The 11,428-nt window shown below is 71.1% G+C and carries 12 protein-coding genes; 5 read left to right on the top strand and 7 right to left on the bottom strand.

Annotation, left to right across the window (positions count from 1 at the left end):
• Nucleotides 1-3: 3 nt before the first annotated feature.
• On the bottom strand, nucleotides 4-954 hold the full coding sequence (locus BM041_RS05985; protein ID WP_092956811.1) for an ArsR/SmtB family transcription factor: 951 nt from the start codon (nucleotides 952-954) through the stop codon (nucleotides 4-6).
• A 39-nt stretch (nucleotides 955-993) separates the two neighbouring features.
• On the opposite strand from BM041_RS05985, the gene BM041_RS05980 reads away from it, so the two are divergent.
• The gene (locus tag BM041_RS05980; protein WP_092956808.1) at nucleotides 994-1,365 is read left to right on the top strand and encodes a hypothetical protein; all 372 of its coding nucleotides are present in this window, start codon (nucleotides 994-996) and stop codon (nucleotides 1,363-1,365) included.
• Between the two features lie 69 nt (nucleotides 1,366-1,434).
• On the opposite strand, the gene BM041_RS05975 is transcribed toward BM041_RS05980, so the two are convergent.
• The 6 genes from BM041_RS05975 to BM041_RS05950 all read right to left on the bottom strand — a co-directional run bounded on the left by BM041_RS05975 (nucleotide 1,435) and on the right by BM041_RS05950 (nucleotide 8,479).
• Nucleotides 1,435-2,115, bottom strand: coding sequence for a hypothetical protein (locus tag BM041_RS05975; protein ID WP_092956805.1), 681 nt, complete (start codon nucleotides 2,113-2,115; stop codon nucleotides 1,435-1,437).
• Nucleotides 2,115-3,530: a TRAP transporter large permease gene (locus BM041_RS05970; protein ID WP_092956802.1), complete on the bottom strand. Its 1,416-nt coding sequence runs from the start codon at nucleotides 3,528-3,530 to the stop codon at nucleotides 2,115-2,117. The genes BM041_RS05975 and BM041_RS05970 overlap by 1 nt, the downstream gene beginning before the upstream one ends.
• A gap of 18 nt (nucleotides 3,531-3,548) precedes the next feature.
• Nucleotides 3,549-4,217, bottom strand: coding sequence for a TRAP transporter small permease subunit (locus tag BM041_RS05965; protein WP_092956799.1), 669 nt, complete (start codon nucleotides 4,215-4,217; stop codon nucleotides 3,549-3,551).
• Between the two features lie 61 nt (nucleotides 4,218-4,278).
• On the bottom strand, nucleotides 4,279-5,394 hold the full coding sequence (locus tag BM041_RS05960; protein ID WP_092956796.1) for a TRAP transporter substrate-binding protein: 1,116 nt from the start codon (nucleotides 5,392-5,394) through the stop codon (nucleotides 4,279-4,281).
• Between the two features lie 109 nt (nucleotides 5,395-5,503).
• Entirely contained in the window at nucleotides 5,504-6,328 is an 825-nt protein-coding gene (locus BM041_RS05955; RefSeq protein ID WP_092956793.1) for a ferredoxin--NADP reductase, read from the bottom strand.
• 81 nt (nucleotides 6,329-6,409) lie between these two features.
• Nucleotides 6,410-8,479 (bottom strand): methyl-accepting chemotaxis protein, encoded by a 2,070-nt coding sequence (locus BM041_RS05950; RefSeq protein WP_092956791.1) that lies wholly within the window; start codon nucleotides 8,477-8,479, stop codon nucleotides 6,410-6,412.
• A 125-nt stretch (nucleotides 8,480-8,604) separates the two neighbouring features.
• On the opposite strand from BM041_RS05950, the gene BM041_RS05945 reads away from it, so the two are divergent.
• The 4 genes from BM041_RS05945 (at nucleotide 8,605) to BM041_RS05935 (ending at nucleotide 11,426) form a co-directional block, all read left to right on the top strand.
• The gene (locus BM041_RS05945; protein ID WP_092956788.1) at nucleotides 8,605-9,294 is read left to right on the top strand and encodes a GNAT family N-acetyltransferase; all 690 of its coding nucleotides are present in this window, start codon (nucleotides 8,605-8,607) and stop codon (nucleotides 9,292-9,294) included.
• A gap of 70 nt (nucleotides 9,295-9,364) precedes the next feature.
• Nucleotides 9,365-9,535 carry a hypothetical protein gene (locus BM041_RS30460; RefSeq protein ID WP_175533764.1) on the top strand — a complete coding sequence of 57 codons (171 nt, stop codon included), beginning with the start codon at nucleotides 9,365-9,367 and terminating at the stop codon, nucleotides 9,533-9,535.
• Between the two features lie 76 nt (nucleotides 9,536-9,611).
• Nucleotides 9,612-10,808, top strand: a complete 1,197-nt coding sequence (locus BM041_RS05940; RefSeq protein ID WP_092956786.1) for an amidase — start codon at nucleotides 9,612-9,614, stop codon at nucleotides 10,806-10,808.
• 99 nt (nucleotides 10,809-10,907) lie between these two features.
• Nucleotides 10,908-11,426, top strand: coding sequence for a GNAT family N-acetyltransferase (locus BM041_RS05935; RefSeq protein WP_092956783.1), 519 nt, complete (start codon nucleotides 10,908-10,910; stop codon nucleotides 11,424-11,426).
• Nucleotides 11,427-11,428: the final 2 nt, after the last annotated feature.

The following is an 11,428-nucleotide window of genomic DNA, read 5'->3' as shown; positions in this document are numbered from 1 at the left end:
GGGTCAGAGGGCGATGGCGTGGGTCGGCTGGGCGAAGCCGGCGACGCGCCGGGCAGGCCAGAGCCGGACGGCCAGCGGCCCCGGAACCTCGATGGGGGAGGCGATCGTGCAGCCGGCGGCACCCAGCCAGCCGGCGATGGCGGCATCGTCGAAGCCGGGCCAGCGATGGGCATGGCGCTGCAACAGGTCGCTGCGCCCATGCGGCGCCAGGTCGGCGATGATCAGCGTGCCCTCGGGGTGCAGCACACGGGCGGCCTCCGCCACCGCGGCCGCGGGATCTTCCGCGTAGTGCAGCACCATCTGGAGCGCCACGGCATCGAAGGCACCATCGGCGAAGGGCAGCCGGTACATGTCAGCCTGGCGCACCGCGGCGCGATGCGCGATGCCACGCTCCGCGATCCGCGCGCGGGCCAGCGCCAGCATGTCCCGGCTGGCATCGACGCCGAGTGCCCGTTCCACCCGGTCCGCCACCAGTTCCAGCAGCCGCCCGGTGCCCGTGCCGATATCCAGCAGCGCGGCCGCGCTGGCCGGCAGCAGGCTGATCAGCGCCTGTTCGATATCCCCGGCCGGCAGGCCGAGCGCGCGCATCTCGTCCCAATCCATGCCGCCCTCCCGGAAGGCGGCGGAGGCCGCGCGCGCGCGTTCCGCCGCGATCCGCGCCGCGGCACGGCGGTCCGCGGCCAGGCGGGGGTCATCCTCCGGCAGCCGGGCCAGGATCATGCGCGCCACGCCGGCATCCGCGGGCAGCTGGAAATAGGCATTGGCCCCCTCCGGCACCCGCTCCAGCAACCCGGCCTCCACCAGCAGCTTCAGGTGGCGGGACAGGCGCGGCTGGCTCTGGCCGAGCACGTCGCAGAGGTCGCTGACGCACAGCGCGCTTCGGGCGCAAAGCGCCAGCAACCTCAGCCGGGTCGGCTCCGCCGCCGCGCGGAGTTGCGTCAGAAGATCATCCATGGCTTGCAAATGACATAAACATATCCTTATGTCCAGTGCATGGCATGGTCCCTCGACGCCCGAATCCCCCTGAGCCTCCTCCCCGCCGGGGGGGACCTGGCGGCGCTGCTCGCCACCGGCAAGCCCGCCGCCCTGCTGGCGGAAGCACCACCCGACCCGCTGCCGCCAGGCGCCGTCGCCCAGGCCAGCTTCGACCCCACCGGGCCGTCCCACGCCGCGGCCTGCACCTGCTGCGCCGGGCGCAGCGCCGCCGCCGCCGCCCTGGACCGCCTGTTCCAGGCGCGGGTGCGCGGGCAATGCGGCTGGTTCGACCGCGTGGTGGCGGTGGTGGAGACCGCGGAAGCGCGAGCGGAGGTGGAAACGGCGCTGCGGGAGGATGCGCTGACCAGCGCGCGGTTCAGGAAGGCGTAGCAGGGGGGAGCGCCGCTCCCCCCTGAACCCCCCTCGCCAGGGTCCGGCGGGACCCTGGACCGCGAGGCTTCAGCCGATGACCGCCTCCGCGGCGCCGAGGCCGGTGATGGTGACGCGAAGGGCGCCCTCGGCCGGCACCACCTCTCCAAGGCCCGCCACCACCAGCAGCGCGCCCGCGGGCAGGCCGCCCCAATGGCGCGCGACCGCGGCGGCATCGGCGAACAGCGCGGCCAGGTCGAAGGATTCGCCACGCCGGCGATGGCCCGCGGGACCGATCGCGATCCGCACCGGCGCTTCCGGCATCGGCTTCCCGCGCCCGGCCACCACCAGGCCAAGCCGCGCCAGATCGGCCGTCATCGCCAGGGTGTCGGTGGGCGCCTGGGTGAAGCGGGTGGAAGACAGGTCGATCGCCGGATGCACCCGCGCCAGCACCGGCGGGCCGTCACCCAGCTCCTCCGCCAGCACGCCGATCACCGCCGCACTCGCCAGCCCATGCCGCAGCATCCCCGGCGCGATGGGCGATCCGGACGGCACCAGCCGCCCCTCCACCATCGGCCCCGCCAGCCCCGGGGCGCGCAGCACGCGCAACCCGCAGGGCGTGATGCCGAGCGCGGCCAGCACGCCGGCGGCGATCTCCTCGGCCTCCGCCGGGCTGGTCGGCGCCAGCCCCTCCGGCAACGCCGCCAGCGGGCTGCCGGTCTCCACCGCCTCCGCCAGCCAGCGCGCGGCGTCCTCGATATCCGTGCCCATCAGTTCATCGAGGGAAGGCGGATTTCCTCTTCCTCCTGGAAGCCGCCCGCGGGGGGTGCATCCAGCGCGGTGGGCACCGAGCCATCGGCCGGCCCGCTGGAATACAGCGTCTCCGGCAGCCAGGTCACCAGGCCGGGGAAGATGTAGACCATCGCCATGCAGAAGATGACGATATAGATGAAGGGCATGCAGCCCTTGAAGATGTCCTCCAGCTTCACGTGCGGCGGCGCCACGCCCTTCAGGTAGAAGGCGGCCATGGCGACGGGCGGGCTGAGGAAGCTGGTCTGCAGGTTCAGCGCCACCAGGATGCCGAAGAACAGCGGGCTGACGCCGAAATCATCCAGCAGCGGCAGGAAGATCGGCACGAAGATCACGATGATCTCCGTCCATTCCAGCGGCCAGCCCAGGATGAAGATGATGACCTGCGCCAGCAGCATGAAGGTGAAGGTGTTCAGCGGCAGGGACTTCACGAACTCCTCCACCACCGACTGGCCGCCGAGGTAGCCGAAGACGGAGGAGAAGATGTAGCTGCCCACGAACAGCCAGCAGACCATGGCGCTGGTCCGCGCCGTCAGGAACACGCTTTCCTTCAGCTTCTGGAAGGTGAAGGCGCGATAGACGATGGCGAGGAGGATGGAACCGAGCGACCCCATCGCCGCCGCTTCCGACGGCGTGGCAAGGCCCATGATGATGGAGCCGAGCACGGAGGCGATCAGCAGCGCCAGCGGCAGGAAGGATTGCGCCAGCGCCACGAAGATCTTCAGGACCGGGACGTTGCGCTCCTCCGGCGGCAGCCTTGGGGCCATCTCCGGCTTGAAGATGCCGACGCCGATGGCATAGACGACATAGAGCAGCGCCAGCGAGATGCCGGGAATGAAGGCCGCGGCATAGAGCTGCACGACGGAAACGCCCGCCGTCGCGCCATACAGGATCAGCATGATCGATGGCGGGATGAGGATGCCGAGGCACCCGCCCGCGCAGGTCACGCCGGCCGCCAGCTTCGGGTCGTAGCCCGCGCGCAGCATGGCCGGGAAGGCCAGCAGCCCCATCAGCGTGACCACCGCGCCGACGATGCCCGTGGCGGTGGCGAACAGGGCGCAGGTCACCAGGGTGGCGACCGCCAGGCTGCCCGGCACGCTGCCCGATGCCAGCTGCAAGGATCGGAACAACCGGTCCAGGATGTTCGCGCGTTCGATGATGTAGCCCATGAACACGAACAAGGGCACGGAGATCAGCACGTCATTCGCCATCACGGCGTAGGTGCGCTGCACCAGCAGGTCGAAGACCCGGTCCTGCATGCCGAGGTAGCCGAAGAACAGCCCCATCGCCATCAGCGTGAAGGCGATGGGGAAGCCCAGCATGATGAAGAAGAGGAACAGCAGAAGCTGCGTGAGCCCCAGGGCAGCGTCAGTCATGGCGTGGTATCCCGAGGCTCAGGAATGGGGGTGGCGCGGGGTGGGGTCCTGGGCCGCCTGCACAGCGCCCAGCATCGCCGCCTCTCCGCCGCGCGCCATCTCGGCGGCCAGCGCCTCGGCGCCCTTGGCCTCGGCGGCGGCGAGGATCTGCTTGTCCAGTTCCTCCACGTCGGAAAGCCGCTGCGGCCAGGCGCCGGTCTGGATCGTCTGGATGCAGCGCACCACTTCCACCAGGCCCTGGAGGAGCAGCAGGAAGCCGACGATGGGGATCAGCCCCTTGAACGGCCAGATGATCGGCCCGTTCGGGCTGAACATGCTGCGTTCATTCTGCGCCATGCTGTCGGCGAAGAAGTGGAAGCCGGAGATCATGAAGGCGAAGATCGCAGGGAAGAAGAACAGGATGTACAGCGTCAGGTCGAACTTGGCCTGCAGCGCCGGGCTGAAGTTGCGATACAGGAAGTCGCCCCGCACATGCCCGTTGCGCGACAGCGCATAGGCCCCCGCCATCATGAACAGCGTGCCGTAGAGCATGTAGGCAACGTCGTAGCCCCAGGTCGTGGGCGCGGCGAAGAAGCGGCGGGCGCAGACGTCATAGACGATGACGCCGGTCAGCAGCAGGATGCACCAGGAGAAGATCTGGCCGACCAGCGTACTCAGCCGGTCGATGCCGAGGAGGATCTGCTGCACGCGCGGGCCCCTCAATCATTGAAACGCCCCGCCGGGACAGTCCCGGCGGGGCGCTGCCCGCTCAGCCGCGGGCGAAGAAGTGGTTGTAGGACACCGCCGGCGATGCCGTGGCGCGCAGGAAATACGCGCCGACGCGGCGGCACCAGTCGCGCTGGCTGTCGCAGACCTTCTTGAAGAAGGGGTCGGCCTCGTAGCGCGTCAGCACGCCGTCCCAGGCGCGCAGCTGCGCGTCCAGGATGGAACGCGGGGTGGAGCGCACCTGCACGCCCTGCTGGCTCGCCATCGCCTGGAGGTCGCGCGGGTAGCGGTCCATCGCCTTCCACAGCATGTCGGACGACGCCGCTTCCGCCGCGATCTTCAGGACCTGCTGCAGCTCCTGGGGCAGTGCCTCCGCCTTCTGGCGGTTGAACAGAACCTCGAAGGATTCAACCGGCTGGCCGAAGCTCTGCAGCATGTAGTTCTTGGCCACATCCGGGAAGCCGAGCAGGCGGTCGGAGGACGGGTTGTTGAACTCCGCGCCGTCGATCACGCCGCGCTCCAGCGCCGGCACGATCTCGCCACCCGGCAGCGACACCACGGCCATGCCGAGCGAGGTCGCGACATCGGCGTTCAGGCCGACGGTGCGGTAGCGCAGGCCGCGCAGCTGGTCCGGGTTCTCGATGTTGTTGCGGAACCAGCCCAGCGGCTGGCAGGGCATCGGGCCGGTCAGGTAGCCGATCGCATTGGCGCGGACGATGCCATGCATCAGCTCGCGGTACAGGGCCTCCCCACCGCCATGGTAGAACCAGCCCAGGAACTGGTTGGCATCGCCGAACCAGGGGGCGGAGGTGCCGAACAGGCTGAAGGCCGGGTTCTTGCCCCACCAATAGGCGGTGACGCCATGCCCGCCATCGAGCGTGCCGGCGGACACCGCATCCAGCAGCTGGAAGGCGCCGACCACGGCACCCGCCGCCAGCAGTTCCAGCCGGAGCCGGCCGCCCGAGAGCGTGTTGACGCGGCTGACGTAGTCCTGCGCGAATTCATGGAAGATGTCGCGCTGCGGCCAGGTCGACTGGAAGCGCCAGGTCACCGTCTGCGCCCGGCTGACACTCGGCGTCATCAGCACCGTGGTGCCCACCGCGCCGACAGCCGCCGCCTTGAGAAGCCCGCGGCGCGCGGGCGAGTTCGTCTCGGTCATTGTTCCCTCCAGCGGGGCGCCTCTCGCTCAGCGAGTCAGGCGTCCGGTTGCTCCCTGTCGTCCCATTACGGAAGCCGGGAGGAAACTGCAATGGTGGGTATACCCCTTGCTATTTCGTCACGAACGCCTTCTCGACCACATAGGTGCCGGGGGCGTTGTTGGCGCCTTCGTCGAAGCCGCGGCCTTCCAGCAGGGTCCGCATGTCGGCGTTCATCGCCTCGCTCCCGCACAGCATGACGCGGTCCGTCGCCGGGGACAGCGGGGGCAGGCCAAGTTCCCGGCAGATCTGCCCGCTCTCCAGCAGCGTGGTGATGCGCCCCTGGTGGCGGAAGGGCTCCCGCGTCACGCTGGGGTAGTAGGTCAGCTTCTCCCGCACGATCTCGCCCAGCAATTCGTGCTCGCCCAGGCCCTCGATGAGTTCCCGGTAGGCCAGCTCCGCCACCTGCCGCACGGTATGCGCCAGCACCACGCGGTCGAAGCGGTCATAGGTCTCGGGATCGCGCGCCAGGCTCATGAAGGGGGCGAGGCCCGTGCCCGTGCCGCAGAGCCACAGCGTGCCGCCCGGCGCCAGGTTGTCCGGCACCAGCGTGCCCGTCGCCTTGCGGCCGATCAGCACGCGGTCGCCGGGCCTGATGTGCTGCAGGCGGGATGTCAGCGGCCCCTGCTGAACCTTGATGGAGAGGAACTCCAGGTGCTCCTCCCAGGGCGGGCTCACCATGGAATAGGCCCGCACCAGCGGCTTGCCGTCCACCATCAGCCCGATCATGGCGAACTGGCCCGCGCCGAAGCGGAATTGCGGGCTGCGCGTGCAGGCGAAGGAGAACAGCCGGTCCGTCCAATGGTGAACGGACAGGACCTCCTCCAGGTAGAAGCCGGGGGGGGCCGCCACCGTGCTGGTGGTGGCGGCGTCGGGGGCGGAATCGCGGATGCTCATGGCGCCTAAATGCTCTGGACCGCGCCACCCTGCAACGTGAAAGCCCGGGGGGCCACCGCCCCCCCGGCCCCGCCGCGCGGCTCACGCGGCGCGGATGCCGGCCAGGAAGCCGTCGATATCCGTCCGCAGCGTCGCCGAATCGGCGGAGACCTGCTGGATGGTTCCCAGCATGTCGCCGGTCGCGCCCCCCATGGCGTTGGCCGCCGCGGTCACGGCCGCCGTCTCGCGGGACACGGCGTCGGTGCCGCTGGCGGTGCGCTGGATGCTCGCCGCGATCTCCCGCGTCGAGGCTCCCTGCTGCTCCACCGCCGCGGCAATCGTGGTGGAGACGTCGTTCATCTGAGAGATCCGCTGGACGATGCCCTGGATGGTGGCCACCGCCTCCCCGGTCGCAGCCTGGATCTCGCTGATCTGGCCGCTGATCTCCTCGGTCGCCTTGGCGGTCTGGGCGGCCAGGCTCTTCACCTCGCTCGCCACCACGGCGAAGCCCTTGCCCGCCTCGCCGGCGCGCGCCGCCTCGATCGTCGCGTTCAGCGCCAGCAGGTTGGTCTGGTTGGCGATCCCGCTGATCAGGCGCACCACTTCGCCGATCTTCTGCGCGGCGACCGCCAGGCCCTTCACATTGGTATTCGCGGCCTCGGCCTCGTTCACCGCCTCGCCCGCCACCAGGCTCGCATGCTGCACTTGGCGGGAGACCTCGGACACGGAGGCCGTCAGCTCTTCCGTCGCCACCACGACGGTCCGGACCTCCCCGCTGGCCTGCTCGGCGGCGGCGGCGACCTTGGCGGCAAGCTGCCGCGTCTCGTCGCTCGCGCCACCGACGGTATCGGCGGCGCGTGTCATCGCCGTGGTCGAACCGCCGACGCGGCCGAGCGTCGCGTTCACCGCGCTGGCGAAGTTCTGGATCAGCCCCTCCATCGCCGCCACGCGGCGCTGCCGTGCCGCCTCGGCCGCCGCACGCTCGCGCTGCAGGTCCAGCGCCTCCTGCGCGTTGCGCTTGAAGACCTCCAGCGCCCGGGCGAGTTCGCCGACCTCGTCCCGGCGGGCGGCATGCGGCACCGGGGTATCCAGCTTCCCGCCTGCCACATCCCCCATCGCGATGGTGATGCGCTCCAGCGCCGCCAGCACATGGCGCTGGAACAGCCAGCCGCCGATGCCAAGGCCCAGAAGCAGCAGCAGCGCCGCGACGCCCACCAGCGCCATGCTGCGCATCGACTGCGCCCGCGTCTCGGCCAGCGCCGCCTTCAGCTCCGCCAGCGCGGCGTCACGCAGGCCGAACATGACGCCCAGCTGCTCGATCCCCCGGTTCCAGGCGGCGACATCCATGGTGAAGCCACGGCCCGCCCGCGCCTCGGCCGAGGCGGTATCGAACAGGCGCTTCACTTCCAGCGCGCGCCCGATCGACTCCTCATAGCTGCGGCGCAGCGCCGGCGCCGCAGCCTCGCCGGTTGCCGCGGCGCTCAGCCGCGCCAGCGTGGCATCGAAGGCGCCACGCCCGGCTTCGGACCGGGCCAGCTCATCCGGCGTGATCTGGCGGTTCTGCCGCAGCGCCCCGCCCACCGGCTGGACGAAGGTCGACATGCTTTCCCGCAAGTCGATCACAAGCCGCGCGATACCGGCCAGGTCGCCGACCTCCGCATCCATCGCCTGCAACCGCTGCTCGGCCAGGCGCATCGGCTCGCCGAGCCGCGCCTGCAACTCGCTGCTGCGGGCCGATAGCTGGGGTTGGCGCGGCAGGCGCTCGGCGTGCGGGCGGGTCATGGTCGCATCCACTTCGGCGCGCCATGCCGCCAGCTGCTGCGCCAACTGGCCGTAGGCCTCCCCGACCACACGCGGCATGTGGGCCTCCGCGGCGCGGAGCGACTGGCGCACGGCCTCCACCTGGCCATCCACCCGCCGCCGCGCCTCGGCGAAGGCCGATACATCGGCCGCAGCCGGCTGCGCCGCACCCACGATGCGCGCCATCACCGCCCGCTCGTTCCCCATCAACTCGGGAACCACCAGCATGCTGGCATAGGCTTGGCCGACCTTCACCGCGGCCTCGCTTCGCCGCAGATCCTGCCAGCCAGAGACAAGCACCACCGTGCTGGCGCTGAGCGCCACCACGGCAATGGCGCTGAGCGCCAAGGCAAAGATTGATCGTATGCGCATTCTTCCCGCCTTCAAACGCCGGCCTCGCGGCCACGATGCGGGGATACCGTGATTTCACTAACGCCGGCTTGACCGCCCCCGCGCGCCACCCGAAAGCTGCCGCCCCGACCGGACAGGCCCCCCCCATGACCGCCCCCCCCATCGGCCCCGAGGTTGACGCCACCCCGCGGCCCCTTCCCGCCCGCATCCCCCATGCCGGCCGCGCCGTGACGCTGGAGCCGCTGGCGGTTCGCCATGCCGCCGAACTCTGGGATGCCGCGCAGGCCGATCGCAGCGGCGATGGCTGGGCCTATATGGGCTACGGCCCCTTCGCCGATGCCGCTGCCATGCGCCGCCACGTCGCCGCCTTCGCCGCGCAGCACGACCCGATGGCCTGGGCCATCCGCCCGCACAGCAGCGGCGCCGTCTCCGGCTGGCTGACGCTGATGGAAATCCAGCCCGCCAACGCGGCGATCGAGATCGGGCACATCTGGTTCTCGCCCCGCCTGCAACGCACCCGCGCGGCGACGGAGGCGATGTTCCTCCTGATGCGCCATGCCATGGATGATCTCGGCTACCGGCGCCTCGTGTGGAAGTGCAACGCCCTCAACGCCCCTTCCCGCGCCGCCGCCGCGCGGCTCGGCTTCACCGAGGAAGGGACGCTGCGCGCCCATCTGGTGGTGAAGGGCCGTCGCCGCGACACCGCCTTCTACTCGATCCTGGAGGATGAGTGGCCGGACCGCCGCGCGCGCATCGGCGCCTGGCTGGACGATGCCAATTGGGACCATGCAGGGCGGCCCCGCACCTCCCTCTCCGCCGCCATGCGCGGGACCTGACCCACTTCCCGCTCGAAACTGACGTGGCGGTCATGTATCTTCCACCCGCCTGCAAACCGGGAGAACCGCCATGACCTCGCTGTCCAGCGTGCTCGATTTCGGCGATGTCGCCGCCTGGGGCCTCATCGTCGCGATCGCCGTCTTCGCGGTCGCCATCCGCCGCCTGCCGATGGGCGGCGCCGTGGCGCTGGCCGCCCTCGCCGCGCTCGCCGCCAAGTCGGTGATGATCCCGCTGATCTGACCGCCGCCCACCGGTTGCCATACCGGCCGGCCTGCCGCACCCTCCCCCTGTTGCGGGATGGCTGCGGAGGCGAGTGATGGCGCGGGATATCGACGACAAGGTCGGCGCGTTCGTGCCGGGACCGCGGCTGGAGATAGCGGGCGCGGCGGAGGGACCGCTCGCCGGCCTCGACTTCGCGGTGAAGGATCTGTTCGACGTCGCCGGCGCCAGCACCGGCTATGGCAATCCGGACTGGGCCCGCACCCATGCCCCTGCCGCCGCCACCGCCCCCGTGGTGCTCGCGCTGCTCCAGGCCGGGGCCAGCCTGCGCGGCAAGACCAAGACGGTCGAGCTCGCCTATGGCCTGACCGGGGAGAATGTCTGGCAGGGCACGCCGATCAACCCGGCGGCGCCGGACCGCTTCCCCGGCGGGTCCTCCTGCGGGTCCGCCGCCGCCACCGCCGCGGGCCTGGTGGATTTCGCGCTCGGGTCGGATACCGGCGGGTCGGTCCGCATCCCCGCCAGCTATTGCGGGCTGTTCGGCATCCGCCCCTCCTGGGGCGCGGTCAACCTGACGGGCGCCTGTCCCCTCGGCCCCAGCTTCGACACCGCCGGCTGGTTCGCCACCCGCGCCTCCATCCTTCGCCGGGTGGGGGAAGTGCTGCTGCCCGGCGGCGGGGAAGGCGCGCTCGGCCCGCTGCTCAAGGTGCAGGAAGCCTGGGTCAATGCCGTGCCGCAGACCGCGACGGCGCTGGTCCCGGCGCTGGCGGGGGCGGAGAAGGTGCTCGGCCACGCGCTCTCCATCCACCTGGCGCCCGAGAGCCTGGACCAGTTGTTCGAGCATTTCCGCGCCGCGCAGGCGGAGGAAGCCTGGGCCAGCCTCGGGTCGTGGATCGAGGCGGTGAAGCCCCGCTTCGGCCCCGGCGTCGGCGAACGCTTCGCCGCGGCGAAGGCGACGGACCCCGCCCGCGCCGCCGCCGCCCGCGCCTTCAAGGACGTCTTCCGCACCCGCATCCGCGCGCTGCTCGCCGGCGGCGCCGTGCTGGCCTACCCCACCTCCCCCATCCCCGCGCCGCACCTGACCGCCAGCGCCGAATCGCAGCAGGCGGTCCGGGAACGCACCATGGGCGTCACCGCCATCGCCGGCCTGGCCGGGCTGTGCGAGGTGACGATCCCCGCCGCCCGGGTGGATGGCGCGCCGGTCGGCCTGTCGCTGGCCGCCGCGCCCGGGCGGGACCGCGCGCTGCTGGCGCTGGCGGAGAGGGTGGCGGCCGCGCTGCACCTGCCGATGTGAACCGGCCCGTCCGAATCGTCATGCGCGCGCGCCTTGCCCGGGCCGGGCAGGGCGCCTAATGCCGCGCAGAGCCTCCTTCAACAGGTAAGCCGCGCCGCCATGCTGATCCGTGACGCCCAGCCGGCCGATGTACCGGCCATCACCGCCATCTATGCGCATCACGTCGCCGTCGGCACCGGCACCTTCGAGGAACAGCCCCCGGCCGAGGCCGAGATGGCCGCGCGCATCGCCAAGGTGCAGGGCGCGGGCTGGGCCTGGCTGGTGGCGGAACTGGACGGCGCCGTCATCGGCTATGCCTATTTCAACCAGTTCCGCGACCGCTCCGCCTATCGCTTCGCGGCCGAGGATTCGATCTACATCCGCGACGATGTCCGCGGCCAGGGCGTCGGCAAGGCGCTGGTGGAGGCGCTGCTGGCCCGCGCCACCGAATGCGGCTTCCGGCAGATCTTCGCGGTCATCGGCGATTCCGAGAATGTCGGCTCCATCGGCCTGCATGTCTCCCTGGGCTTCCGCCAGGCGGGCGTGCTGAAGGCGGCGGGGCTGAAGTTCGGCCGTTGGGTCGATGTGGTGTTCATGCAGCGCGCGCTGGGCGAGGGCGACCGCACCACCCCGGCCTGATG

Source organism: Falsiroseomonas stagni DSM 19981 (assembly GCF_900114315.1).
GTDB classification, from domain to species: domain Bacteria; phylum Pseudomonadota; class Alphaproteobacteria; order Acetobacterales; family Acetobacteraceae; genus Falsiroseomonas; species Falsiroseomonas stagni.
This window is presented reverse-complemented; position numbering and strand designations above follow the sequence as displayed.